The 24,127-nt window shown below is 65.9% G+C and carries 23 protein-coding genes; 4 read left to right on the forward strand and 19 right to left on the reverse strand.

Annotated elements, in window-relative coordinates:
* Positions 1 to 2: 2 nt before the first annotated feature.
* From FHW64_RS28510 to FHW64_RS28520, 3 genes are all read right to left on the reverse strand, one after another.
* The gene (locus tag FHW64_RS28510) at positions 3 to 2,465 is read right to left on the reverse strand and encodes an alkaline phosphatase family protein (protein ID WP_184531624.1); all 2,463 of its coding nucleotides are present in this window, start codon (positions 2,463 to 2,465) and stop codon (positions 3 to 5) included.
* A gap of 189 nt (positions 2,466 to 2,654) precedes the next feature.
* Positions 2,655 to 4,394, reverse strand: coding sequence for a cytochrome c biogenesis protein DipZ (locus FHW64_RS28515; protein WP_184531625.1), 1,740 nt, complete (start codon positions 4,392 to 4,394; stop codon positions 2,655 to 2,657).
* 34 nt (positions 4,395 to 4,428) lie between these two features.
* Positions 4,429 to 5,463 carry an alpha/beta fold hydrolase gene (locus tag FHW64_RS28520; RefSeq protein ID WP_184531626.1) on the reverse strand — a complete coding sequence of 345 codons (1,035 nt, stop codon included), beginning with the start codon at positions 5,461 to 5,463 and terminating at the stop codon, positions 4,429 to 4,431.
* Positions 5,464 to 5,680: 217 nt separating this feature from the next.
* On the opposite strand from FHW64_RS28520, the gene FHW64_RS28525 reads away from it, so the two are divergent.
* Entirely contained in the window at positions 5,681 to 6,913 is a 1,233-nt protein-coding gene (locus FHW64_RS28525) for a sodium:proton antiporter (RefSeq protein ID WP_184531627.1), read from the forward strand.
* Between the two features lie 16 nt (positions 6,914 to 6,929).
* Here FHW64_RS28525 and FHW64_RS28530 read toward each other — a convergent pair whose 3' ends face one another.
* The 4 genes from FHW64_RS28530 to FHW64_RS28545 form a co-directional block, all read right to left on the reverse strand.
* Positions 6,930 to 7,685: a response regulator gene (locus FHW64_RS28530; protein WP_184531628.1), complete on the reverse strand. Its 756-nt coding sequence runs from the start codon at positions 7,683 to 7,685 to the stop codon at positions 6,930 to 6,932.
* A 23-nt stretch (positions 7,686 to 7,708) separates the two neighbouring features.
* Entirely contained in the window at positions 7,709 to 9,013 is a 1,305-nt protein-coding gene (locus FHW64_RS28535) for an ATP-binding protein (RefSeq protein ID WP_184531629.1), read from the reverse strand.
* 140 nt (positions 9,014 to 9,153) lie between these two features.
* A complete protein-coding gene (locus FHW64_RS28540; protein WP_184531630.1) occupies positions 9,154 to 10,491 on the reverse strand; it encodes an MFS transporter in 1,338 nt (445 codons plus the stop codon).
* 57 nt (positions 10,492 to 10,548) lie between these two features.
* Positions 10,549 to 10,980, reverse strand: coding sequence for a VOC family protein (locus FHW64_RS28545; protein ID WP_184531631.1), 432 nt, complete (start codon positions 10,978 to 10,980; stop codon positions 10,549 to 10,551).
* A 186-nt stretch (positions 10,981 to 11,166) separates the two neighbouring features.
* Between FHW64_RS28545 and FHW64_RS28550 the strand changes: the two genes are divergently transcribed.
* Together FHW64_RS28550 and FHW64_RS28555 are read left to right on the forward strand one after the other, a co-directional pair.
* A complete protein-coding gene (locus FHW64_RS28550) occupies positions 11,167 to 11,907 on the forward strand; it encodes a GntR family transcriptional regulator (RefSeq protein ID WP_184531633.1) in 741 nt (246 codons plus the stop codon).
* A gap of 68 nt (positions 11,908 to 11,975) precedes the next feature.
* On the forward strand, positions 11,976 to 12,452 hold the full coding sequence (locus FHW64_RS28555; protein WP_184531634.1) for a YqhA family protein: 477 nt from the start codon (positions 11,976 to 11,978) through the stop codon (positions 12,450 to 12,452).
* A 15-nt stretch (positions 12,453 to 12,467) separates the two neighbouring features.
* Here the strand turns inward: FHW64_RS28555 and FHW64_RS28560 are convergent, their stop codons facing one another.
* The 9 genes from FHW64_RS28560 to FHW64_RS28600 are packed head-to-tail and all read right to left on the reverse strand — an operon-like array spanning position 12,468 to position 19,677.
* Complete coding sequence (locus FHW64_RS28560) at positions 12,468 to 13,028, reverse strand: cupin domain-containing protein (RefSeq protein WP_184531636.1); 561 nt, start codon at positions 13,026 to 13,028, stop codon at positions 12,468 to 12,470.
* 35 nt (positions 13,029 to 13,063) lie between these two features.
* Positions 13,064 to 13,387, reverse strand: a complete 324-nt coding sequence (locus tag FHW64_RS28565; RefSeq protein WP_184531638.1) for a 2Fe-2S iron-sulfur cluster-binding protein — start codon at positions 13,385 to 13,387, stop codon at positions 13,064 to 13,066.
* Positions 13,384 to 14,346: a zinc-binding dehydrogenase gene (locus FHW64_RS28570; RefSeq protein ID WP_184531640.1), complete on the reverse strand. Its 963-nt coding sequence runs from the start codon at positions 14,344 to 14,346 to the stop codon at positions 13,384 to 13,386. Before FHW64_RS28570 ends, FHW64_RS28565 begins: the two co-directional genes overlap by 4 nt.
* Positions 14,343 to 15,182, reverse strand: a complete 840-nt coding sequence (locus FHW64_RS28575; RefSeq protein ID WP_184531642.1) for an SDR family NAD(P)-dependent oxidoreductase — start codon at positions 15,180 to 15,182, stop codon at positions 14,343 to 14,345. Before FHW64_RS28575 ends, FHW64_RS28570 begins: the two co-directional genes overlap by 4 nt.
* A 3-nt stretch (positions 15,183 to 15,185) precedes the next feature.
* Complete coding sequence (locus tag FHW64_RS28580) at positions 15,186 to 16,373, reverse strand: ABC transporter substrate-binding protein (protein ID WP_184531644.1); 1,188 nt, start codon at positions 16,371 to 16,373, stop codon at positions 15,186 to 15,188.
* 35 nt (positions 16,374 to 16,408) lie between these two features.
* Complete coding sequence (locus tag FHW64_RS28585; protein WP_184531646.1) at positions 16,409 to 17,104, reverse strand: ABC transporter ATP-binding protein; 696 nt, start codon at positions 17,102 to 17,104, stop codon at positions 16,409 to 16,411.
* A complete protein-coding gene (locus FHW64_RS28590) occupies positions 17,101 to 17,799 on the reverse strand; it encodes an ABC transporter ATP-binding protein (protein WP_184531653.1) in 699 nt (232 codons plus the stop codon). The genes FHW64_RS28585 and FHW64_RS28590 overlap by 4 nt, the downstream gene beginning before the upstream one ends.
* Positions 17,786 to 18,808: a branched-chain amino acid ABC transporter permease gene (locus FHW64_RS28595; RefSeq protein WP_184531655.1), complete on the reverse strand. Its 1,023-nt coding sequence runs from the start codon at positions 18,806 to 18,808 to the stop codon at positions 17,786 to 17,788. Before FHW64_RS28595 ends, FHW64_RS28590 begins: the two co-directional genes overlap by 14 nt.
* Positions 18,805 to 19,677 (reverse strand): branched-chain amino acid ABC transporter permease, encoded by an 873-nt coding sequence (locus FHW64_RS28600; protein WP_184531657.1) that lies wholly within the window; start codon positions 19,675 to 19,677, stop codon positions 18,805 to 18,807. The genes FHW64_RS28595 and FHW64_RS28600 overlap by 4 nt, the downstream gene beginning before the upstream one ends.
* A 127-nt stretch (positions 19,678 to 19,804) precedes the next feature.
* Here FHW64_RS28600 and FHW64_RS28605 point away from each other — a divergent pair, with 127 nt between their 5' ends.
* A complete protein-coding gene (locus FHW64_RS28605) occupies positions 19,805 to 20,713 on the forward strand; it encodes a helix-turn-helix domain-containing protein (RefSeq protein WP_184531659.1) in 909 nt (302 codons plus the stop codon).
* Here the strand turns inward: FHW64_RS28605 and FHW64_RS28610 are convergent.
* From FHW64_RS28610 to FHW64_RS28620, 3 genes are read right to left on the reverse strand one after another with little or no spacing between them, the layout of a single operon-like run.
* Positions 20,698 to 21,618 (reverse strand): DMT family transporter, encoded by a 921-nt coding sequence (locus tag FHW64_RS28610; protein ID WP_311733385.1) that lies wholly within the window; start codon positions 21,616 to 21,618, stop codon positions 20,698 to 20,700. The genes FHW64_RS28605 and FHW64_RS28610 overlap by 16 nt on opposite strands.
* Positions 21,619 to 21,655: 37 nt before the next feature.
* Entirely contained in the window at positions 21,656 to 22,903 is a 1,248-nt protein-coding gene (locus FHW64_RS28615) for a cyanate transporter (protein ID WP_311733386.1), read from the reverse strand.
* On the reverse strand, positions 22,900 to 24,111 hold the full coding sequence (locus FHW64_RS28620; protein ID WP_184531661.1) for an amidohydrolase family protein: 1,212 nt from the start codon (positions 24,109 to 24,111) through the stop codon (positions 22,900 to 22,902). The genes FHW64_RS28615 and FHW64_RS28620 overlap by 4 nt, the downstream gene beginning before the upstream one ends.
* Positions 24,112 to 24,127 lie beyond the last annotated feature (16 nt).

Consider the following 24,127-nt stretch of genomic DNA (forward strand, 5'->3'; position numbering starts at 1 on the left):
GCTTAGCGCGCCGAACCCCAGATGCTTTCCTGCGTCGCGTCCGGACCGGTCTGGTACGGAGGCGCAGCGGTGCCGGCGGCGTACGCGTAGTCCGCCGGATTCAGACGCTGCTGGTAGCTGGCCGGAATCACGTAGGCGTGATTGATCGGACGCACGGCGTCGAAGTGGGTGTCGGCGCTGCTCACGAACTCGGGCAGGTTGCCGATGTTCGCGAGGATGAATTCCTCCGTGTACTTCGCGCGGTTCAGGTAGGTCGCATCCTTGGCCGGATCAGCCAGCTGGAACATGTCCTGGAAGGTACGCACCAGCGAGAAGTGGCTGTAGGAGTCGCTGTCCACCACACCCTTGTTCTGCTTGCCGAGGTCGTGCTGGTTGGTCATGACGCCGAAGATGGTCTGGCCGTGGCCGAAGTTGCCTTTCTGGTAGTTGGTGGGCGACGTCTTCGTGATCGTGCCGTCCGAAGCAATCGTCAGCGGTTGCGCGCCCGAGCTCGTGCTGGGGTTCCAGCCGCAGCACGCGGTGCTGGTGCCTTCGCCTTCGTCGAAGATCACGACGATCGCATTGCGTTGCTGCGGGTTCTTCCACAGCGCCGAGTTGCGAATCTTGCTGACCACCTTTTGCAGGTAGATGTCGGCACGCGTCAGGCCCACGGCTGCGCCGTTGTTGTTGTTGGCGCAACTCACGTCACTGCCGACGCCGTGCATGTCGTCGCATTGGTCGGGCACGATGAAGTTGATGGTGCCCACGTCGCCCGTGTCCAGGTCCTTGCTGAACTGGTCGTAGATCCAGGCCGACTTGTCATAACCCGCATAGGTGCTCGAATTCGCCTTCCAGTTGGCTTCCTGGTACTGCGTGCCGAAGATCGTGCGGTTGTCCGCGAAGAACTCGGGCAGGTTGCGTGCATCCTGCCAGGCGATCGACGGACCGTGCTTGACCTTGTACAGGCCGTTGACCACTGCAAAGTTGGGCGTGCCCGTAAGGACGCCGCTGGTGAGGGAGGGGTTGCTGTCGATCGCTGCCTGCTGGAGCAGGTCGTCGGTGACATAGGAACCGCTGTAGGTGGCGGCGACGGCCGCGTCGGCCACGCTGTCGGCGCGGGCGTCCTGGCCGGGGTTCATCGACTCGCTGTAGGTCCGCGCGGTGAGGCCGGCCTGCGACAGCAGGGTGAAGAGGTTGGCGCCCGGAATGTTGTGGACCGTGCCGCTCGTCGGGGTCAGGCCGCAAGCCGCTGTGAGCGTGGTGCTGTAGCCCGCCAGAAGGTTGCTGTTCTGGCCACCGCCCGAGACATTGCCGGCGGTCGGCAGCGGGAAGGTCGCCGGCAGGGGCTGCCCATCCGATGCGACGCTGGCGGCGCGCGCCGCGTCAGTCACAGCGTACGGGGTTCCCGGCTGGGCACCGCAACCGAACCAGTTGTCGTCGGTGATGCCGTAGTCATCGCCACCACCGAGGGCGGTGTAGTTGGGCTCGGACGGATTGCCGGTCGAGTAGTAGGTCGTGAGCTGGTTGAACTTGCTCAGCATCGCGTTCATGTAGGGCACGCGCGGGTTGCCCAGGATGGCGCCCGAGGACTTGTTCTCTTCGACGATGACGAAGATGTGGTCGAAGGCCGGCACCCCTTCGACGTTGAACGCGGCCTGCTGGGCCTGGGCGAAGGTGATCTTCGCCTGCGTCTGGGTCGGCTGCACCTGGGTGGCGGCACTCACGGCTTTACCGACCAGGCCCGGGTCACCACCGGTAACGGCCAGGTTGTCCGGGTACATGTCGCCGCGGTCGAGCTTGGCGGTCGCGTAGGTGTAGCGGTTGGTCAGCTGGTTGTCTTCATAGAGCACCGCGTACTGGGCCGCGCCACTCAGGGTGTTGACGTCTGCCAGCGGGTCGGTGACCGAGGCGCTGCCGAGGTTGAACGCCGGGCCGCTCAGGCGCGTGGCGAGATTGGCCTTCTCGGTCGCGTAGTTGGTGCCGCGGGCTTCGACCAGGCGCTGCGCTTCGCTCGACAACGGGCTGATGACGATGTTCGAGGCGCCTTGGTCCGTGATCTGCGCAGCCGATGCACGCAGCACGAGATGCTGGGCCACGGCCACACCGGTGGCGGTGTTGGTGGCCGAAGGGGTGATGTCCGCAACGAGCTGGCCGCCGGTGCTGGTGACCTTCAGCGTGAACTTGCCGCTAGCGTCGGTGACGGTCGAGACTTCGCCGCTGTCGAGCACGCCGTTGCCGTTGGTGTCGAGGAAGACCTTGGCGTTCTGGTAGTAGCCGGCCTTCAGCGTCGGGTTGCCGGTGGTGCTACCCGGCACATAACCGCTGGCGGCCACCACGCCGCTGAGGGTCGTGGTGCTCGAACCACTGGTGGGGGTCGAGGTGATGGGGAAGCTGCTATTGCTGCTGCCGCCACCGCAGGCGGCGAGCGCGCATGCCGCGACGGCCGTCAGGGACGTAAGCAGTGCTCGTTTGTGGGTATTGATCATTGGGTATGAGGCGATGGTTGGCGAAATGGCCAGCGCGAGATCGGACGAATCCGGTTCTTCCAGGTGCAGGTGCAGAGGGGCGCCAGACCGAAGAAAAATGTAGAAACATCCAGTGACACGCACGTGTCATTTAACTGACCCACACCTGACCTTGCCTCCTTTCTTTCCCACGCGACTCAGCGAAACAGTTCAACCGAATGTGAACGCAAAGGCTCGCGCGCCGCGATCGAGAAAACGGATCTCCACCACGCGATCGCCGATCGACCCATGCTGACGAACCAGTTGGTAGAGACGCGTCGCATCGACGACGCCGCGGCCTTCTGCATCGACGTCTTCACCGTGATCCGCACCCGGCGTACGCCCATCGAGCGTGAGCTGGAACGGGATCGGACCGTGTCCCGCCACAAGCCCCAGCACCAGATGCGCATCGCGTGCATGGAAGCGGATCGCGACCGCGCCTCCGGATTCGTCGAGCTGCGCGAACTCGGGGCCGATGGTCCACGCGCCCTTCAGGCCCCAGTCGTTGAGCCCGAGGCGACCCACGGTGTAGGCCTTGCTGCGGTCCCTGGCAACGCCTGAGGGCGATGCGAAGCCGCTGGCCTCGCGGTAGCCGAGGTAGGTCTCGGGCGAACGCACGTTGCTCAGATCAGCCGGCAAGCCGGGGCCGTGCGTGTCGAGCGCGACGGAGGGCTTGGCCGTGCCTTCGGCGCCCGATTCGCGCAGAAGGGCCTGGATCACCTGCTCCGAGCGCGCCTCGTCGCCCTCGCCGAACTGGTGGTGTCGCACGCGGCCCTGCGCATCGATGAAGTAGAGCGCCGGCCAGTACTGGTTCTGGAACGCACGCCAGACCGTGAAGTCGTTGTCCTGTGCGACCGGATAGGTGATGCCCAGCCGCTTGAGCGCCTTCTGCACATTGCCAGCGTCCTTCTCGAACGCGAACTCGGGCGTGTGCACACCGATCACCACGAGCCCCTGGTCGGCGTACTTCTGTGCCCACGCGCGCACATGCGGCAAGGTGCGCAGGCAGTTGATGCACGAGTAGGTCCAGAAGTTGACCAGCACCACCTTTCCGCGCAACTGCTGCAGATTCAGCGGCTCGCCGTTGAGCCAGTTCATCGCGCCCGACAGGTCGGGCCGGATCGGTTCGACCGGCAGGCCCGACGGCGTTCCGCGCGGGGCATCGGGCAAGGTTTCCGCCGCCGCGGCGCCCATCGGGAGCGCCTGCAACAGGCGCTGTTCCAGGCCATTGCTCCAGTTCAGCGACAGGCGCGCCAGCGCACCGGTGTCCGCGCCGGAAGCGACCGCCGCCACACCCGCCAGCATGGCCGCACCCAGCACACGGCGCGGCCAGACGCTGGTACGCAGTCTTGCGTTGAGACCGGCGAACCGTTCTTCGCCCACTCGCAGGGCCACTGCGAGCGCAAGTGCCGCACCGGCCGCATAGGCGAGCAGCAGCAGGGAGGTCTGCACGCCGGGGCCGGCCAGCGCGGCGCCAGTGAGGATCAGGCCGAGGATCGGCCCCGCGCATGGTGACCACACAACGCCGGTCGCAACGCCCAGCAGCACCGAGCCGAGCCAGCCCGTGTCACTGCCCACACGATTCGACAGCCGATCGCCAAGTTGCACCACGGGCCGCGTCATCCAGTCCGCCAGTCGCGGCGAGAGCAGCGCGAGCGCACTGATCGCCAACGCCACGAGCGCCGTCGCGCGGCCGAACTGATTGAGCCTCACCGCCCAGCCGCCCGCCACCGCGCCCAGCGATGCGACCACCGCGAAGGTCAGCGCCATGCCGACCAGCAACGGCAGCGCGCCCTGCCGAAACGGCCGGCCCGTGCGGGCGAGGACGAAAGGCAGCACCGGCAGGATGCAAGGGCTCAGAAGAGTCAGTGCGCCGCCGGAAAAGGCCGCGAGGTACAGGGAGGCATTCATGACTTTCTCCTCGGACAGTTCAGCGTGCGGTGAATCAAAGCCGCGTCACGTCGAGCACCGCACGTGCGAAATCGGCCGGCGCTTCCTGCGGCAGGTTGTGGCCGATGCCGCCACTCAGTTGCCGATGCTGGTAGGGCCCCGAGAACTTCGACGCGTAGGCGGCCGGATCAGGGTGCGGTGCACCGTTGGCATCGCCTTCGAGCGTGATCGTCGGCAGTACGATCTTGGGCGCTTCGGCCAGCCGGGCTTCGAGCGCATCGAAGCGCGACTCGCCCTGCACCAGCCCGATGCGCCAGCGATAGTTGTGGATGACGACCGCGACATGGTCAGGGTTGTCGAACGCCACTGCCGACCGCGCGAAGGTCGCATCGTCGAACTGCCATTGCGGCGAAGCCTGCCGCCAGATGAAGCGCGCGAAGGCGGCGCGGTCCTTTTCGTAGCCTTCGCGGCCGCGATCGGTCGCGAAGTACGACTGATACCACCACGCGAACTCGGCCGCCGGTGACTGCGGCATCGCATTGACCTTGGGGTTGCCGATCAGGTAGCCGCTGACCGACACCAGCGCATTGAAGCGCTCGGGCCACAGCGCGGCGAGGATGCAGGCGGTGCGTGCGCCCCAGTCGCAGCCGGCAATGGTCGCGCGCTGGATCTTCAGCGCGTCCATCAGCGCGATGATGTCTTGCGCCACCGCAGCCTGCTGCCCGTTGCGCGGCGTGCTCGCGGCGAGGAAGCGGGTCGAGCCATAGCCGCGCAGATACGGAACGATGACGCGATGTCCGGCGGCCGCAAGGATCGGTGCGACGTCGACGTAGGTGTGGATGTCGTACGGCCAGCCGTGGAGCAGGATCACCGGCGCGCCATTGGCCGGGCCGACTTCGGCGTAGCCGACGTTCAGGTCGCCGGCATCGATCTGGCGAAGCGTCTGGAAGCGCGACAGGCCGCTGGTGCGCGGCGGCTCCGCGGCCCGGGCGGCGGATGCGAGCAGTCCGCTGAATGGCACGGCAGCCAGCGTGGCAGCGGCACCGGCGAGAAAGCTGCGACGGGCGGTAGGAGCGTTGGTTGTGTTCATGGCGTCTTTCCTCGTTGATTGGGGTGACGCCAGTAGACCGCCCGCATGTACGCGGCATGTGTCGAATGGGGGCCGGAGTGAATGACTGTGTACAGGGCGGGCAGCCAGATACACAGCGGTACAAAACTCAAGGCGGGGTTTGAGACCAGTCCCATCGACTCAGCGAGGGCTCATTCCTAGAGTCCGCCCTTCCGTCTCCAACCCACCCAGGAAAAACATGCAAGTCTTCGAAGGCGCGGGAATTCTTTTCTCCGTCGTCGCCGTATTCGGCTACATCAACTATCGCTTCATCAAACTGCCAGACACACTGGGAATCACGCTCGTGGGTCTGGTGGCCTGTCTTGGCGTGTCGCTCATGGGGCCGTCTCACCCCGAGATGGTCATCTACGCGCAGGAACTCGTGAAGCAGATCAACTTTCCGGAAGTTGTCTTTCACGGCCTGCTGAGCCTTCTGTTGTTTGCAGGCGCCCTGCACGTGGACTTCTCTCGCCTGCGCGAACTCAAGGTGGAAGTTCTGCTCCTGGCGACGGTCGGCGTGCTGATCTCGACGACGGCCGTCGGCGCGGGGTTCTGGATGATCGCCCAGGCGTTCGGGCATCCGATTTCCTTCTTGTGGTGCCTTGTCTTTGGCGCGCTCATTTCCCCCACGGACCCGATTGCGGTTCTCAGCGTGCTCAAGAAAGCCGGAGCGTCCGCCACCCTCGAAAGCAAGATCTCCGGGGAAGCGCTTTTCAACGACGGGACGGCGGTGGTGGCATTCGTGACGCTGGTCGGCCTGGCCAGCGGCACCGCCGAGTTCTCGGCATCGCAGGTGTCGACGACGTTGCTGCGCGAGGTGCTCGGCGCACTGGTGGTCGGCGGAATCGTTGGATGCCTCGTTTGCCTGATGTTGCGCGGCATGGATAGCTATCCCGTGGAAATCCTGACCACCCTGGCAGTCGCGACGGCGGGCTACAGCCTTGCCGAGACCCTGCATGTGTCTGCACCTCTGGCCGTCGTGATCATGGGCCTGGTCATTGGCAATCACGGCGTATCGACGAGCCTGACCGAAAAGACACGCGAGCACCTGTTCGGCTTCTGGGGCTTGCTCGACGAATTGATGAACCTGGTCCTGTTCGGTCTCATCGGCCTGGAAGTGATCGCGTTGTCCTTCAAGCTGCAAGACATCTGGATCGGATTGGCAGCCATCCCCGTGGTGCTGATCGCGCGTGCGGTGAGCGTGGCCGCCCCTTTGACGATGTTGCGTCGCTACCGCGCGGCCAGCCCGCACGCCGTCAAGATCATGACCTGGGGTGGCTTGCGAGGGGCCATCTCGATCGCCCTGGCTCTGTCGCTGCCGGACTTCCAGGGACGCGAGATGGTCATCGGAGTGGCCTATGTGGTGGTTGTTTTCAGTCTGCTGATCCAGGCGACGACTCTCAGCAAGCTGGTCCGGCGCTACAGCAGGTAGCGGACCTCAAACCGGGCTAAGCCCCCTCGTCCGTTGCCTGCACTTCGGCCGAGAACACATACCCCTCGCTGCGCACCGTCTTGATGTACCGCGGCTCCCGTGCATCCTCGCGCAGCGCCTTGCGCAGGCGGCTCACCATCAGGTCGATGGAGCGCTCGAACAGTTCGGCGTCGCGCCCCTGCGTGATGTTGAGGATCTGGTCGCGGTTGAGCACCTTCTGCGGATGGTCGAGGAACATGCGCAGCAGCCGGTATTCCGCACCGCTCAGCGACACCACGACACCGTCGGCGTCGACCAGATGACGATCGACCGTGTCGAGCCGCCAGTCGCCGAAGACCAGCCAGCGAGCCTCGGCGCTGCTGCGCATGTTGGGCGGCAGCATGCGCGTGCGGCGCAGCACCGATCGGATGCGAGCCAGCAACTCACGCGCGGCGAAGGGCTTGGCAAGGTAATCGTCCGCGCCCATTTCCAGCCCCAGGATGCGATCCGCCTCGTCGCCGCGCGCGGTCAGCATCAGGATCGGGATCGTCTTGTACTTGCCGGCGCGCAGGTCGCGGCACAACGCGAGGCCGTCCTCGCCCGGCAGCATCAGGTCGAGGATGATGAGATCGAACGGGCCGGATTGCTCAAGGGATTGCCGCATATGGCGGCCGGTGGGCACGGCGTCCACGCGCATACCGTTCTTGACGAGGTAGGCAGTGATCAGCTCGCGGATCTCGCGGTCGTCGTCCACCACCAGGATGTGGTCGGCGACGGGAGCGGTGACGGACATCGGGAATCTCCAGAATTCAGGTTTCAGACGGGCAGGCGCAGCAGCGCTTCCAGCCCGCCTTCGGCGCGGTTGCTCAACACGAGCTGGCCACCCATGGACAGCGTGAGCTGGTGCGCGATGGCAAGGCCCAGGCCGGTGCCACCGGTTTCGCGGCTGCGCGAGCCTTCGACACGATAGAACGGTTGCAGCACGGCTTCGAGCTGGTCGGGCGGGATGCCCGGGCCGTCGTCCAGCACCGCGATATGCAGCTGCGTGCCGCCGACCGTTTCGATTCTCGCGAGGCGCACCTCCACCTTCGTGCCGAACTTGAGCGCGTTGTCCACGAGGTTGCCGACGACGCGCCGCAAGGCATTGGGGCGCGACGAGATCGGCTCGCCGGCATCGCCCGTCAATGTCACCGGCTGGCCGGTGTCGGTGTAGTCGTTGACGATGCTTTCGATCAGCGCGCCGACATCGACGCGACGCTCGGCCTCGGTGCTGCCCTGCAGCGTCCGCGCGTAGCTCACGCCTTCCTGCACGAGGCTGCGCATGGAGTCCAGGTCCTGCCGGAACTTGTCGCGCTCGGGCAGCTCGTCGTCCATCAGGTCGACGCGAAGCCGCATGCGCGTGATCGGCGTTTGCAGATCGTGCGATACGGCCGCGAGGATCTGGATCCGCTCCTGCACGTAGCCAGCGATGCGCCGCTGCATGGCGTTGAAGGCACGCGCGGTGTGCGCCACTTCGACCGGTCCGTTCTCATCGACCACCGTCGGGCGCAGGTCAGGGCCCAACGCATCGGCAGCGTCGCCCAGCCGCTTCAAGGGCCGCGTCACCAGTCGCGATGCCTGCCATGCGCAAATCCCCAGCACCACCAATTGCGCCAGGAGCAGCCAGATCACCCACTCCGACACCGGCATCGGAACACGTCGTGCGAGGAGATAGACGCTGCTGCCATCGTTCAGCCGGACCTGCATCCACACGGCTTCGCGCATCGACGGCACCTGCCCCACTGCGAGCACAGGGAATGGCTTGAGCGCGGCCGTGATCACGTCGACAAACTGCTGCAGCGGCCCGGAAGCCGGCGGAGGCGTGTCGACATCGCCGGTCAATGCGAAGCGAAAGTTGGGGCGCTCGAGCCGGTCCAGCCATTCCGCCCGCTCGGAGGCAGGCACCCGGTCCAGCACGGCGATCGAGCTGGCGATGTCACGCTCGACGCCGCTGATCATCAGCGTCTGCATCGCCTGTCCGCGCTCGTAGCGGATCGCCATGAAGGTCAGCGCCTGCGCGATGACCATGCCCACGACCACCATCAGCGTGATTCGCGCGAGAAGCGTACGGGGAAGCGGCATCGAGGGTTCTCTCCAGGGGTGCGATGGTCCGGGCAAAGCACCGCACGATTGTGAGAGGTCGGCCGCCACGTGATCGGTCGAAATAATAGCCGTGGCTGGGCATGCGCAAGATCGTCATCGAGCGCATGCCTGTCGAAGATTCAGGACGCCGCGGCAGAGGCCACCGGGGGCGCATCGGAAGCAAGCTCGTCCGTTTTCGGCTTTGCATCCGGCCCCGGGCCCTCACCCATGTAGGGCCGATCAGGACGGATGAGGCATGCAGCGATCGGACCCAGAACAAGGACTGACATCGACATCGCGAATACGAGGTGCCAGGACCCCGTGTGGTCGATCACCCAACCCACGATGGGCGCGGATACCGTCGCGGCGATGGCAAGCCCGGTGTTCATGATGCCGCTGGAGGTCGCTGCATGTCGCGGGGCGAGATCCATGGCCACCGCCCACAGGGGTGCAGTCACCAGTTCCGACAGGAAGAAGGCGCACCCCAGACAGATCGCCGCCATGTTCAGCGTGGGGTTCGACAGCATCGGGACAAGAAACAGCACAGGGCTCAGGAAGCCGAACACGATGACCGACCGGCGCGCCCGACGGACATCCTTGGTGCGCCGGAGAACCATATCGCTCAGCACGCCGCCCAATGTGGTGCCGATCACTCCCCCCAGGAAGATCGCGGAGCTGAAGATCGCCGAGCGCTTGATGTCCAGGTGATAGTTTTGCGCGAAGTAGGACGGCATCCAGTTGAGGAAGAACCAGAGTGCCCACCCATGGCAGAAGCTCACGAGGGTCGCGGGCCAGAGCGTGCGCAGAAGCGGCGCCCATCGCATGCGGGGTCGCGCGCCCTGTGCAGCCGTCGGCAGACGCGCGAGTTCATCCGAGGTGACTCTGGAGTGCTTTCGTGGGTCATCACGGTAGTACCAGACCCATAGAACCACCCAGGCCAGGCTCACCAGACCAAGGACGACGAACATCATCCGCCACGATGTCGCGACGACCAGGGCGGCCACCACCATCGGCGCGGACGCGTTGCCGAGTCGCGCGAAGGAGTGGGTGATGCCTTGGGCAAAACCGCGTCGGTCCGGCGGCATCCACACGGCGAGTGCCTTCGCGGACGTCGGGACGATCGCGCTCTCGCCGAGACCCACGATGAAGCGGGCCATGATCAGGCCGAACAGTCCGCCGGCGATGCCCGTCAGCAAGGTTCCGGTCGCCCACAGAACGCCGCAGATTGCCAGCATCCTGTGAGCGCCGATCCTGTCGCCAATCCAGCTGCCGGGGATCATCGCAACGGCGTAGACGACTGCGAAGGCGGAGAAGACAAGGCCCATCTGCGAGTTGCTCAAGCCCATCTCCGCTCGGATGGCCAGCGCGGCGGTAGCGATGTTCGTTCGGTCGATGTACATGACGAATGACATCGCGCAAAGAATCGCCAGCACGACCGTGGACGCTGCAATCCGCTTGCGTGGCGCACATATCAGCATTTCATCTCCTTTTTTTGGCGTGGGGAAGTGAGATCGCTCGATCCGGGCCTGGCTCCCTCAGGCAAGCACCTCGCCGTGCACGCCTGCGGACAGCGTCTTCTTCTCCCAGCGCTCCATGGGGACGACTTCGCCGACAGGGCCGTTCGGCGAGCGGAACTTGACGGGCAGGTGACCGGGCGCCGTGAGGATCTCACCGCCATTGGCCTTGATCGAGGCGATGAATTCGTCGAGGTTCTCGACCTCCATGCCGATGTGGTGGATGCAAGGGGCCGGACCCGCGAAGTCGGCTTCATCCGAATCCGGGCTCTCGTAGTGGATGAGCGTCAGATCCATGTAGCCATCCGTGAGGTGATGCGAGATGTGGTCGCCGTTCTTGCCTTTGCGGCGCACCGTGTTCACGTGCTTGTAGCCAAAGACAGTCTCGTAGAAGACGCGCGTCTTCTCGACGTCGTCGACCTTGAGGGCGATGTGCTTGATGAAGTTGGGCATGAGGTTCTCCTGAAAGTACGCGCCACCGCGGCGCGATTGCAGGGAAGTCTAGGAGCGGCAACTTCCTCCGTCAATCGAATCATTCGAATGATTCGATTTATTTCAACTTTGAGGGTTTACGCTATGCTCCGGTCGCCGCGGGCTCTGTAAAAGCCCCTCGCCCGCCTCATCGACAAACCGAGAAGAATGCAAACGGAATCCGCCAAGCCCAACCAACGTCTGTTCGAATCGGTACGCGCACGCGTGCTCGATCGCCTGCGCTCGGGTGAGTGGTCGCCCGGGGACCGCATCCCGACGGAAGCGCAACTGGCGTCGGAGTTCGACGTTGGCATCGGCACCATCCGGCGCGCCGTCGAGGACCTGGTGGCACAGGGCGTTCTGATCCGGCGCGCCAGGCGCGGCACCACCGTCGCGAAGCACACGGACGACCACAGCTTCGACCTGTACTTCAGCTTCGTCGATGAGGCCGGCGAGCCGCTCAAGCTGTCCGCCCAGATGCTCGGCTTCAAGAAGGAGCGGGCAAGCCCGGATGTGAGCCGTGCGTTGCGGCTCCCGCAAGGCGCGCGCGTTGCACGCATCGACAATCTCCGTCTTCTCGACCAGACGCCCCTGATGGTGGACCGGATCTGGATACCGCTCGACCGATTCGCCGACCTGAGCGCCAGCACGTTCGCAGCGCGCCGCAGCTCGATCTATCGCTTCTACCAGGAGCACTACGGAATTTCTGTCGTACGTGTCGTCGAGAACCTCGGTGCGTGCGTGGCAGACGAAGCCCTCGCCGAGCCTCTCGGGATTGCGGTCGGCGATCCGCTTCTTCACATCCAGCGCACGGCGTTCACCTACAACGACACGCCAATAGAGTTTCGGGACCGCTACGTCAACTCGGTTGGCTGCAAGTATCAGAACGTCCGCGGCCTGCAAGATTAGAGGGCGTCGGCCTGCGATCCGAAGGGACGGGGCTATGCTGGCGCGCCACCTTACGGTACCTTCCGACCATGCTGCGACGAATCCTGGCATCGAGCCGCTACATCATGATCATCCCCATCGTGGGGACCTTCCTTGGATCGATGGCGCTGATCGTGTACGAGTCGCTCGTGCTGGTAGCGACCTTTGTCGAGACCATTCAAAGTGGCGCCGTTTCGGCCAAGGCGGTCAAGATCTTTGCCGTCGGCATTGTGGAAGCCGTCGATGTTTTCCTGATCGCGATCGCCGTCTACATCATCAGCACAGGGCTGTATTCGCTGTTCATCGACGACGACCTGCCCGTCCCGAAATGGATGGCGGTCCGAAGTCTCGAAGACCTCAAAGGCAACCTCGTCAGCGTCGTGATCGCAGTCTTGTCGGTTCTGTTTCTGCGCGAAGTTGTCGCGTGGGACGGCTCACCCAACATCGCATGGTTCGGCACAGCCTTGGCCCTGGTGATAGCGGCGCTGACGTACTTCCTGATCAAAAATAATTCGCGGCGGGACTGAGGCGAGCTTCTCCGATCAGCCCAGACCGGCTGATCGCCGCACCGGCGGTTCCTCGCTTTTCCAATGTTCGAGATTGGCGCTGCAGATGGCTGCCATGCGCTCCCACATCGGCAACGTGCCGCTGCGCATCACGAAGTCGAAGTCGTTGGTGTCGCGAAATTCCAGAATCTCCACGCCCTCGGGACCAGCCTGGTAGGCGTAGTTGGCGCAGGGCGGCACGAAGAACCCATCGCCCGGCCCGAGTGTCTGCTTGCCCATCTGCAGTTCACCCGAGATCACGTAGTACAGGCAGGGCGTGTTGTGCGAATGGGTCGGCAGCGGGTAGTGGCTCTTGAACCACGCATAGACCAGACTGAAGCCGGACGGCCCCGGCGCCTTGAAAAGTACGCGCGACGACGTACCGGCGCCAACAGCCTGCGCAAACACGGCGTTCAGCGGCGCGCGCTCTTCGGGCGGCGGCTCGGCGTGCATCATGCCGGCCTCCTGGAGCGTTCGCGAGTCTGCCGCGCGAAAGATCTCGATGCGGCCCGTGCTCTTGCGGGATGCCTTCGTTTCGTGGTTTGAGTCGTCGCTCATGCTTACTCCTGTGGGGTTGAAATCGTGGCGCCCGGCTAGCGCTGGGTTGACGGCATGCGCACTTCGATGCCGTCCAGCGCTTCGCTCACGGCGATCTGGCACGAGAGCCGCGACGTCCGAGGCTCGGCACCCACGGCGAACTCCAGCGTCGTCAGCTCCACTTCGTCCGGCGGTGCCAGGCGCTCGCTCCACGGCGTATCCACGTGGATGTGGCAGGTCGCGCACACGCAGGAGCCACCGCAGTCTGCATCGATGCCGGGCACGCCGTTCTCTACCGCAATCTGCATCAACGACCTGCCCGCTTGCGCCGTGACGGTGTGGCGCGTTCCGCCATCCTCGACGTACGTGATCCTGATCATGCGTGGAGGGCTCCGAAATGAAACTGCGTCTTGCCGTGCAGCGGCGAGCCCACGCCGCGCACGAGCTCGTCATAGGCCTGCTCCGCCTGCTCGATCGGCACGCTGCGGACCCACGAGGTCGGAATGCCGCCGGCGAGTCGAACTGCCTCCGCGAATTCGTCGCGCGTGTAGGCGAAGCAGCCGCAGAGGGTCTTGTCGCCCACCACCAGCGCGCCCGCCGAGAGATGCAGCTCATCGTCATGCAAGCCGATCAACGCCACGCTTCCGCCGGGCATGGTGGCGGCCACGGCGGCGGCGCGGGTGTCGCGCGTGCCGGCCGCATCGAACACGGCCTCGTACATGCCGTCGGCTTCCAGCGCGCCAGCAACCCGGCTCGCGCCCAGCGCCATGGCATGCGCCAGCCGACCCGGTACGACGTCAACGACAGTGATGTCGCGCACACCTTGCGTGCGCAGCACATACAGCAGGCAAAGGCCGACCGACCCTGCCCCGATGATGGCCACGCGTTGCGTGGGGCGACCCGCGCGTCGCCATGCATGCACCCCGTTGGCGATGGGCTCGGCCAGCGCCGCCTGGGTCGCCGTGAGCCCCGGACCCGGCACGACGTTGTCCGCCGGCACTGCCACGCGCTCGGCGTAGCCCCCCTGGCGGCGAAAGCCGAGGACCTTCCGTTCCGCGCAGAGGTGGGTGCGGCCATCGCGGCACACCGCGCATTGGCCGCACGAAAGCATCGGGTTCACCACGACGAATTCGCCGTTGTCCTCACGCCATCCTCCGAACTCATGGCCAAGCACCAACGGCGGCGCGATCGCAGGAACGCCATGGCGCACCAGACCCAGGTCGGAGCCGCACACACCCACCGCCGCGACCCGTATGAGCAGATCGCCGGGCCCAAGCTGCGGTTCATCGATTTCCAGCACGCGCATGCGCTGCGCGCCTTCGTACACCAGTGCCTTCATCGCGACGGGATCTCCCCCTCGACGGTTTTCAGGAAGTCCGCGCCCTCGTAACCCGAGGGTCGACGCTCGGCGAGCGTGGGGTAGTTACGCGTGAGCAGGCCCCCATCGACGTAGAAAGTGTCGCCGGTGATGTACCCGGCCTCGGACGATGCAAGGTAGGCGACCATGCTGGCGATCTCTTCCGCCTTGGCAGGCCTGCCGGCCGGTATGTTGGCAAGGTACGCAGCACTCGCGACCGGCGATTCGAGAAAGCGCTGGGTCGCCGGCGTGGCCGTGAGCCCCGGCCCGACGCCGACCACGCGCACCCGGTGCTGTGCCAGTTCGAGTGCCGCCACGCGGGTGAACATCGCAACGCCCGCCTTCGCGGTGCAATAGGCGCTGAGACCCTCGGCCGGTTGCAGGGCATTGGTCGACGCGATGTTGATGACAACCCCGCCGCCGCCCTGCCGCACCATCTGCCGCGCCTCTGCCTTGCATGAGACGAAGACACCGCCGAGCGTGACGCGCATCACGTCGTTCCAGCGTTCGACGTCCATGTCCAGCACCTCGGCCGAAATGCCGAAGCCTGCTGCGTTCACGCCGATGTGAAGCGCACCGAACCGCTCCACGGCCAACGCCACAGCGCGTTGCATGTCAGGCTCGGAACCTGAATCGGCGCAGACCGCCAGCGCCCGGTCGCCCAGCGATCTCGCGACGGCGTTCGCGCTTTCCGTGGCGATGTCCGCGACGACCACCGCTGCGCCATCGGCAGCCAGCCGGCGTGCCACGGCTTCGCCGATGCCCGAGCCGCCGCCGGTCACCAGCGCCACCTGCCCCTCAAGACGTCTTTCAGTCATGGCTTACAGCTTGCATTCGGGGTTGGCTGGCGGTGTGTTCGATGTGCCGGGGTAGACCGACCTGATCGCAAAGCCCGGCTTTCCGTCCTCACCCTTCACCACTTCCGCCATGAGCATCTGCCGGACGAGCTGGTGATCGGCGGCTCGCATCTCCACATCGCCATAGATCGTTTCCGTCTTGAGGCCGGCCAGCGCCTTGCGCACCGCAGCGACATCGGTCGACCCGGCCTTGACGATCGCGGCCTGAAGCATTTCGAGCGAGACGTAGACATCGGCCTCGATGAAGTTCGGCCGGCGCTTGTAGCGTGATTCGAAGGCCTTCACGAAGGCCGCGTTCTTCGCGCCCGGAAGGCTGCTCAGATAGCTGATGCCGGCAATCACGCCCATGGTGCTGTCGCCCTGTGCACCGAGCACGATGTCATTCGTGAAGGTGTTGGAGAGCACCGTCTTGTACTTGGGCAGCAGGCCGAACTGCTGCTGTTGCTTGGCAAAGGTCACCGCGTCCGTGCCGACCACCATCACGGCCAGGCCGTCCGCCGGCTTGGTGTTGAGCTGCGAGATGAAGCTGCCGAAGTCGGCAGTCCCCAGCGGGTTGAACAGGGTCAGCCCAACACTGCCACCGCGCTCCTGCACCAGCGCCGTGAACTTGCGTGCGAAGTCGTGGCCGCCCGCGAAGTCGGTGGCGATGATGTTCCACGTCTTGGCGTCGCTCTGCGCGAGATAGGAGCGGAACGCGTTGATCACGGTGCCGTCATTGGCCGCGGTGCGGAAGTAGTTTGCCTGGCAGTTCTTGCCGATCAGGTCGTCCGACTGCGAATTGGAATCGAGCATCAGCGCGTTGAGCCCCTGCAGCCGGGGCCCGAGTGCCAGCGCCATCGACGAGAAGAACATGCCGGTGAAGAAGGACGCGCCATCCTGCTGCACGGCGCGCGTCACCGCCGAAATGGCGCCGGCCGGCGTTCCCGGATGCGTCTGCACCGCGAGTTCGAACTTGCGGCCCAATGCGCCGCCTTGCGCATTGAGCAGGTCCACCGCCAGCTTGGCTGAATCGCCCATGCCGTAGTTGGAAGCGAACGGCCCGCTGTCGATGAGCACCAGCCCGATCTTGATGGGGTCCGCGGCGTTCGCGGCGAGCGTTGCGCCTCCCAGTGCCAGCGCGAGCGCGGCGCACCTGAACAGCTTTCGAATCATCTGCTTGTCTCCTGTGTTTTCTCGGGAACGGGTTGCTAGAAGGCGAGCGCCTCTCGGTGCTGCTCGGCATCGATGTCCGCGGTGCCGCCGCGATCGATGATTTCGCCCTTGGCCATGACGACGAAGCGCTGCGTCACGCGGCGCACGAGGCTCAGGTGCTGCTCGACGACCAGGATGCCGGTGCCGGCCCGCGTGATCTGCCCCAGCACGGCGGCCAGTTCGTCCACGAGCAGCGGCGACAGCCCTTCGGAAGGCTCATCGAGCATCAGCACCCGGGGATTCGCGAGCAATGCACGGCCCACGGCCAGCATCTGCTGCTGACCGCCGCTGAGTGCGGTGCCCGGGCTGGCCTGGCGCTCCTTCAGGATCGGAAAGAGCTTGTAGACCGCATCGAGAGTCCATTGACCGCGGCGGCCCGACGCCTCGCCCAGCAGCAGGTTCTCGCGCACGGTGAGATTGGGAAGAATCATGCGGCCCTGCGGCGACAGCGAAATACCGTGCTTGCAGGCGAGGTAGTGAGGCCGCCCGCGCAACTCGGCACCGCCGACGCTGAGACTGCCCGACCGGACCGTGACGCCGCCGAAGAACGAGAGCAGCATCGTCGACTTCCCGGCGCCGTTCTTGCCCACTACCGCGACCGCCTCGCCCTCGCCGACTTCCAGATCGATATTGCGAAGCACGACCGAGTTGCCATAGCCCGCGTGAACCCCTTGCATCCGAACGAAGCTCATGCGGCGCTCCCCAGGTAGGCCGCGATCACGCGCGAGTCGCTGCGGACCTGTGCTGGCTCGCCGGTGGTCACCACCCGGCCCAAGTCGAGCACCGTGATCTGCTCGCAGAAGCGGAACACCGCATCGACATCGTGTTCGACCACGATCGCCGAGACGCCACGCTGTCTGGCGAGTGCCGACAGATGCTCGAACAGCGACACGGTCTCCACGGTGGACAGCCCCGCCGCCGGCTCATCGAGCAGGATCAACTTCGGATGCCCGATCAGCGACAGTGCGATGTCGATGCGCCGTTGATCGCCGTAGGCAATGCTGTCGGCGGGCAGGTCGTAGACCGCGCCGAGGTCCAGCGCGTCGACGATGCCTTGCAGGTCGCGCTCGCCGAGTTGCGACGCCACCAGCTCCAGTTGCTCCCTCACGCTCAGGCCCGCGAAGATGCTGGTGCGCTGGAACGACCGCGCCATGCCGTGCCGGCGCCGCCACGCGACCGGCCGGCCGGTCAGGTCCACGCCGTTCATGCGCACCCTGCCGCGCGTGGGTGTCGCGCGGCCGGTGATCGCATCCATCAACGTCGACTTGCCCGCCCCGTTGGGCCCGATGATGCCGTGCAGCGACCCACTGGAGGCCATGCGGAGGTTCACGTCGTCGAGCGCGCGCACGCTGCCGTAGCTGACGCAGAGGTTCTCAATCTCGAGCATCGCGCTTCCTTGACCACAGGTTCCGGACAAAGCCGATGAGCCCATCCGGGAAGGCAGCGATGACAACCACCACCGCGATGCCCGTGAAGAGTTCGAGATGGCCGCTGGCCCCGAAGCGGTCCTGCCCCAACGCGAACAGCAGGCTGCCGAGCACCGGGCCGAACACGTTGCCGGCACCACCAATGATGGTTGCGACCAGCGTGTTTCCGCCCGTGCCGAAATCCAGCAACTCCGGCGATGCGAAGGCCGAGTGCAGCGCTGTCAGCACGCCCGCCAGCGCAATGATGAAGCCGGCGAGCACGAAGGCCCCCAGGCGCGGCAGGTAGGTGTTGAAGCCCGAGAAGCGCATGCGTTCCTCGTTGGCACGAATCGCGCGCAACACCAGTCCCAGTCGCGAGCGGCTCACGCGCCACGCCAGCAGCATCGAACCGCACAGCGCGAGCCAGACCACCGGCCAGAACACGGAGGGCTGCGCGAGTTCCGCCTGCGTCATTCCGAACACACTGCCGTTGAAGCTGATGCTGATGCCGTCGTCGCCGCCAGTGATGTGCCGCAGGCCGGTGATCGACACCAGTTGCCGCAGCATCTGGGCAAGTGCCAGCGTCAGCATGGCAAACGGAAGCGGCCGGGCCCGCACGATCAATGCACCGACCAGTGCAAAGGCCATCGTTGTGCCCAGCAAGCCGAACACTGCCGAGGCCGGTGCGTTCCAACCCCACGCCATCGACGAGAGTGCCACCAGGTAGGTCGCTCCCCCGGAAACGCCAGCCACGCCGAACATCACAAGCCCGCAGTGGTGCATGAGGAATCCCACCCCGACAGCGGCCACCGCCAGGATCGCCGCCTGCGTGAGCAACCCAAGATAGAAGCTGCTTCCCATGGCCATCGGAAGCAGCAGTCCGAGAAGCACGACCACGCACAGCATCACCACGCGCAGCGCCTTGCCCCGCGCCTTGGGGGCCACTTGCGCTGCTCCACCTTGCGGCATCGCCGCTGGTACCGCGCTCATGCGACCCTCCCCTTTCCAAACCCTTGTGGCCGCACCAGAAGCACGACGAAGAGCAACAGATAGGGAGCGAGCACCGCCACACTCGGCAGGGCGATGCTGCCGATGACCTGGATGAATCCGTACACCACCGCGGCAGCGATCGCGCCGCCGATGCTGCCCAACCCGCCAACCACCACCACGATCAGGCAGCTGATGAGGATCGAAGACCCCATGCCCGGGTCCACCGAAAGGTACGGGCCGGCCAGCACACCAGCGAGGCCAGCGAACCCGGTACCCAGGCACACGACGACGAAGCCGAGGCGGTCGGTGTTCACGCCCATCATCCGGGCCACATCGGGCCTCAGGCTCACGGCCCGAACATGCATGCCCGATCGCGAGAACTTCAGCCAGATGGCCAAGGCCGCGCAAGTCCCGAAGCCCACCGCGATCAGGAACAGCCGATACGTCGGATACATCTCCCCGAAAAGGTCGATCGAGCCCGCAAGGGCCGCAGGTGCCGTGACGGGCCGCGGCTCGGTTCCCCAGACGAGCGTCACGGCCTTGCCGATGATCAGCGCGAGGCCGAAGGTGATCAGTGCGAGATCCATGTGCGAACGACGCGCCAGCGGCCGCAGCACGGCCAGTTCTAGCGCGACCCCCGCCACCGCCAGAACCAATGGCACCACGACCAGCGCCGCCCAGAAGCCGAGGACCGAGCTCAGTGTGTAGCCCAGGTAGGCGCCCGCCATGTAGAGCGCGCCGTGCGCGAAGTTCATCACGTCACGCAGCCCGAAGATGAGCGCCAGGCCACTCGAAAGAATCGTCAGCAGCGATGCCAGCGCCAATGCGTTGGCAAGCAGGGAGACGGTGAAGAGTTGCGAGAGTTCCATGTCGACGGCCAATGTAGGTTTGGCCCTCGCGCCCGTCTTGAACAAACAACGTGTTTCACCATGAACATTCCCGCTTCACGGGTTTTCCCGAAATGGCAATGGTTCTACCATCAACATACTCGAGGCCATGCGCAAGAAATCTCCTGCCCATCCTTCTGAGCTCCTGAAGTACCTGCCCTGCGACGTCTGGCTCGATGGCGTCGAACCGGGCTGGGACGATGTGGCCCTGCGCGGCGTCAGTTGCGATCCGACCAGCGTCTACATGCACCTGCGCAACCACACGGTCATTGCCTATGTCGACGGCACACCGCGTGTGACCCGGCGCTTCGGCGGGCGCGAGATCGCGGCGCGCGTGGCACCGGGCGAACTCGCCTTCAAGGACTGTGGCACCGGCAGCGAGTGGAGCTGGGACCGGCCTTCCAGTGCGATCCAGGTTTATCTCTCACCCCATCTCATGGACCGGGTGGTGGCCGACATTCATGGCCCGAACGCGGGCCCATGGCGCTTGCGCGATTGCGTGCAGGCGCGTGACGACGAGGTGCTCGGCCTCGTTCATTCGATTGCGCGCGAAGCCACGGCGCGCGATGCCGGCGCGAGCCTGATGATGAAATCGCTCGCACTGCAGCTCGCGGTGCGACTCGTTCGCCGCCACGCCGAGCCTGCGCCGCAGACGCCGGCCCGCACTGGCTTCGACATGGCGCGCCGCCGCAAGATCACCAGCTTCATCGCGTCGAACCTTGCACATCCGCTACCGGTCGCGATGCTGGCGAGCCAGGAGAACCTGAGCGTCGACCGCTTCACCCGGCTGTTTCGCGACACCTTCGACTGTTCTCCGCACCAGCACGTGCTCAAGCTGCGGCTGCAACGTGCCCGTGAACTGCTCGAACAGCCGTCACGGTCCGTGGCGGAGATTGCGTGGGAGACCGGCTTTGCCGACCAGAGCCACCTGACGCGCAGTTTCAAGCGCCATTTCGGCGAACCGCCCAGCCAGTGGCGCTGCCAGCAGGCGGCGCGCGAGCATCAAGCCCGGCTGTAGGTCCCCAGCGCCGTCCCGGCCGCAACCGCGACCAGGCCCACCACATGCCAGAGCGACAGCGTCTCGCCGAGCAGCAACGCCGCAAAACCCACGCCGAAAACCGGCACCCAGTAGAACCACAGGGACACGCGCGCAACGCCGATCTTCACGATCGCGTGGTTCCATGCGAGGTTGCCGAAGGCGGTGGCGATCAGCGCCGAGAACAGCACCAGCACCACCGGCCAGAAGCCCGGCACCCACGCGGTGAGGCTGGCGGCCGCGCCGACGGCGATCGCGTGCAGGGCGAGCATGAGCGTGCCGCACGCGTAGATCATCGCGCTGGCATGCAGCGCATCGGTTTCACGCGCAAGGCGCTGGATGAAGACGCCGCCGATCGAGAACGTCACGACCGAAGCGACCACCATGACATCGCCCCAGCCGGCGCCGGCGACATGGGCGCCGGGCGACTTCAGCACCACGATCAGCACGCCGCCCAGACCGAGCAGCACGCCGACGATCCGCATCAGCCCGATGCGCTCGCGCAGGATGAACGCGGCCATGAGCGAAGAAACCAGTGGACTCAGGGCGATGGCCACCGATCCGTTCGTCGCCGTGGTCCTCGAAAGACCGGCAGCGACAAGGATCTGGTTGAGATAGACCATCAGCACCGCGCAGAACACCGCGGTCGCGAACTGGCGTCGGTTCATGCGGGTTCGCTGCTTCGTGGCCCGCTGCCGCCAGAGCAGCACGCCCATCAGCGTCGCGGCAATCGCGGCCCGCCAGGTCGCCATCACGGCCGGATCGAAGTAGGTCGCGATGGTCTTCATCGCGGTCATGTTCAGGCCCCAGAGGGCCGTGACGAGCAGGAGCAGCGCCGACAGGCCGCGGCTGCCGCTTGCAGGAGAGCGCTCGTCGCGGGGATTCACGTCAGGGCATGCGAAAGGGCCATGCCCTTCATGTGTTTCATGGATCGAGCGACATTCTATTTTTGTGTGTGAAAAGACCGGCCACCGCACGCGCGTATGAACGCGGGTCGAATCGCCACGTCAGCGGCAGCAGAAGCGCCGCCACCACCCCGAGGTAGATCCAGGCCGCTTCGAAACCACCCGCGTGCTCGCGCATCCATCCGGTCACCAGGGGTGCGAGCGCCGCGACCATGAAGCCGACGCCCTGCATGAAGGCCGCAAGCGCACCAGCCTGCTCGGGATGCGGAAGATGATCGAGCGCAAGCGCCATGCACAGTGCAAACGCGCCGCCCAGGCCGAGCCCCAGCACGCCGACGGAGGTCGCGGCCATCGGCGCGTGTAACGCCAGCGCAGCAAAGCCCGCGATCTGCATCACCAGCATCGCGATCAGCCATGGCCGCAGGTCGCGGTGGCGTCGCGCGAGAACCGGCACGACAAGTGCGGAGAGGAGCTGCGCGACCGTCATCCAGGTGAGCATCGAACCGGTGTGCGCCGCATCCCAGCCTTTCGCGGCATAGAACTGCGGCAGCCACGCGACGAGGCTCGTATAGCCGCCGTTGATGAGACCGAAGTAGCACGCGAGCATCCATGCACGGGGGTTGCGCAGGCACCGCCGCCAGTCATGCCGCGCTTGCGAATCCGGCGTGGCGACAGTCGCAGCGGCATCGGATCGCGAGCACGCCCAGATCACCGCGGCGAACAGCGCCGGCAGCGCCCAGATTGCGAGCGCCGCATGCCAATCCCCGCTGGCATGCGCGAGCCACGGTGCGCCGATCGCGCCCAGTCCGCCGCCACCCATCAATGCGGCCGAATAGAGCCCCATCGCCATGCCGGTGTGCGCCGGATAGCCGCGCTTGACCACCGCGGGCATCAGCGCCTGAACCAACCCCACGCCGACGCCGGCCAGCGCTGCGCTGGCGAGCAGCCATGCGGCGTCTTCGGCGAACAGTCGCCCGCCGCAAGCCACGGCGATGGCCGCGAGTCCGCACAGCACACCGGCGCGTGCGCCAATGCGACCGCCGATCGACACGCCGACCAGCGACATCAGCCCCATCGCGAACATCGGCAGCATGGTCAGCATCGACGCGCCGCGGAAGCCGAGCCCGGTCTCCGCGCGAATCTCGTCCAGCAACGGGCTCGTGGACGTCAGGAAGGCGCGGAGGTTGATCGCGATCAGCACCACCAGCAGCGCGAAGCCGAGTCCTTGCATCTTGGCGGGCGGCCTGCCCGCAGTCGCCACCGTCACGCCGACACCGCGTCGGGCAGCAACGCCCCGGCGCGCGCGACGATGCGCCCGCCCGCGACGACCAGCCGGCGCACGGGTCGCGAGACCACAGCCTGCGCCACCGTCTGCGCATCGACAAGAACCAGATCAGCGCGGTTGCCCGGCACGAGCCCGTAGTCGGTGAAGCCGCAACCGCGCGCACCGGAATGCGTGACCGTATCGAGCGCGATCTCGATCTCGTCGTCGCGGCGCAGGTTGTAGCGCATGCCGATGAGCATCGCGCGCTCCAGCATGTCCGGATTGCCGTATGGCGACCAGGTGTCGCGGATGCCGTCGTTGCCGCCGAGCATGGTCACGCCCGCCTGCCTGCACGCCATGAGCGGCGGCACCGTGCGCGACGGCGGCGCGCTGGTGACCAGGCACACGCCGAGCTTTGCCATGCGGTCGAGCAACACGCCGCGTTCGCCGTCGGTGACATCGCCGAGGCAGAAGCCGTGGCTGATCGCGACGCGACCCTGGAGTCCGTGCGCCGCGGTGCGGTCGAGGATCAGTTCAAGCGAGAACGCGCCCATCGCGCCGGGCTCGTGCAGGTGGATGTCGAGCGGACGATCGTGCCGTTCGGCGATGCCGAAGAGCACGTCGAGCGAACGGACAGGGTCGCCGTCGATGGCGCACGGATCGAGTCCACCGAGAACGTCTGCGCCCGCGGCCATCGCCTCGTCGAGCAGCTCGGCCGTGCCGGGTCGCTTGAGCAACCCAGACTGGGGAAAGGCGACGATCTGGATCTGTTGCAGCGCCTGCAGCGTCTCTCGCGTGCGCATCACACCTTGCAGGTGGCGAAGGCCGGCCTGCGTGTCGACGTCCACATGCGTGCGCAGGCGCGTGGTGCCCGCGGCGAGGAAAGCCTTGGCGAGCACCAGCGATTGCGCGGCGGCATCGTGGCCACTCGCCTGCCGGAAGGCGCGCTCGTTGTCGATCTTGTCGATGAGCCGCGTGCCGACTTCGTTGCGATACCAGTCCATGCCCCACATCGTCTTGTCGAGATGGGTGTGGCCTTCGACCAGCCCCGGCAGCAGCAGCGCACCGCTGCCCTCCTCCACCGCACACCCTGCGGGTGCATCGAGGCCCGCGCCGATCGCGGCGATGCGGTCGCCCTGCACCAGGACGTCGACAAATGCCGTGCCGAGTGGGCGCACGTTGCGGATGAGGAGGGAGGAAGGCTTGGTCATGAAGAACTCTCGGAAA

This window comes from Variovorax sp. Sphag1AA, assembly GCF_014192575.1.
GTDB lineage: Bacteria > Pseudomonadota > Gammaproteobacteria > Burkholderiales > Burkholderiaceae_C > Variovorax.

Bases quoted from the DNA above. Each gene is read 5' to 3' on its own strand.
- FHW64_RS28535 (WP_184531629.1), bottom strand. From the start codon at position 9,013: ATGCCGCTTCCCCGTACGCTTCTCGCGCGAATCACGCTGATGGTGGTC.
- FHW64_RS28555 (WP_184531634.1), top strand. From the start codon at position 11,976: ATGCTGCGACGAATCCTGGCATCGAGCCGCTACATCATGATCATCCCC.
- FHW64_RS28570 (WP_184531640.1), bottom strand. From the start codon at position 14,346: ATGAAGGCACTGGTGTACGAAGGCGCGCAGCGCATGCGCGTGCTGGAA.
- FHW64_RS28565 (WP_184531638.1), bottom strand. From the start codon at position 13,387: ATGATCAGGATCACGTACGTCGAGGATGGCGGAACGCGCCACACCGTC.
- FHW64_RS28530 (WP_184531628.1), bottom strand. From the start codon at position 7,685: ATGTCCGTCACCGCTCCCGTCGCCGACCACATCCTGGTGGTGGACGAC.
- FHW64_RS28545 (WP_184531631.1), bottom strand. From the start codon at position 10,980: ATGCCCAACTTCATCAAGCACATCGCCCTCAAGGTCGACGACGTCGAG.
- FHW64_RS28525 (WP_184531627.1), top strand. From the start codon at position 5,681: ATGCAAGTCTTCGAAGGCGCGGGAATTCTTTTCTCCGTCGTCGCCGTA.
- FHW64_RS28580 (WP_184531644.1), bottom strand. From the start codon at position 16,373: ATGATTCGAAAGCTGTTCAGGTGCGCCGCGCTCGCGCTGGCACTGGGA.
- FHW64_RS28540 (WP_184531630.1), bottom strand. From the start codon at position 10,491: ATGCTGATATGTGCGCCACGCAAGCGGATTGCAGCGTCCACGGTCGTG.
- FHW64_RS28590 (WP_184531653.1), bottom strand. From the start codon at position 17,799: ATGCTCGAGATTGAGAACCTCTGCGTCAGCTACGGCAGCGTGCGCGCG.
- FHW64_RS28520 (WP_184531626.1), bottom strand. From the start codon at position 5,463: ATGAACACAACCAACGCTCCTACCGCCCGTCGCAGCTTTCTCGCCGGT.
- FHW64_RS28600 (WP_184531657.1), bottom strand. From the start codon at position 19,677: ATGGAACTCTCGCAACTCTTCACCGTCTCCCTGCTTGCCAACGCATTG.
- FHW64_RS28510 (WP_184531624.1), bottom strand. From the start codon at position 2,465: ATGATCAATACCCACAAACGAGCACTGCTTACGTCCCTGACGGCCGTC.
- FHW64_RS28620 (WP_184531661.1), bottom strand. From the start codon at position 24,111: ATGACCAAGCCTTCCTCCCTCCTCATCCGCAACGTGCGCCCACTCGGC.
- FHW64_RS28550 (WP_184531633.1), top strand. From the start codon at position 11,167: ATGCAAACGGAATCCGCCAAGCCCAACCAACGTCTGTTCGAATCGGTA.
- FHW64_RS28595 (WP_184531655.1), bottom strand. From the start codon at position 18,808: ATGAGCGCGGTACCAGCGGCGATGCCGCAAGGTGGAGCAGCGCAAGTG.
- FHW64_RS28515 (WP_184531625.1), bottom strand. From the start codon at position 4,394: ATGAATGCCTCCCTGTACCTCGCGGCCTTTTCCGGCGGCGCACTGACT.
- FHW64_RS28605 (WP_184531659.1), top strand. From the start codon at position 19,805: ATGCGCAAGAAATCTCCTGCCCATCCTTCTGAGCTCCTGAAGTACCTG.
- FHW64_RS28575 (WP_184531642.1), bottom strand. From the start codon at position 15,182: ATGACTGAAAGACGTCTTGAGGGGCAGGTGGCGCTGGTGACCGGCGGC.
- FHW64_RS28560 (WP_184531636.1), bottom strand. From the start codon at position 13,028: ATGAGCGACGACTCAAACCACGAAACGAAGGCATCCCGCAAGAGCACG.
- FHW64_RS28585 (WP_184531646.1), bottom strand. From the start codon at position 17,104: ATGAGCTTCGTTCGGATGCAAGGGGTTCACGCGGGCTATGGCAACTCG.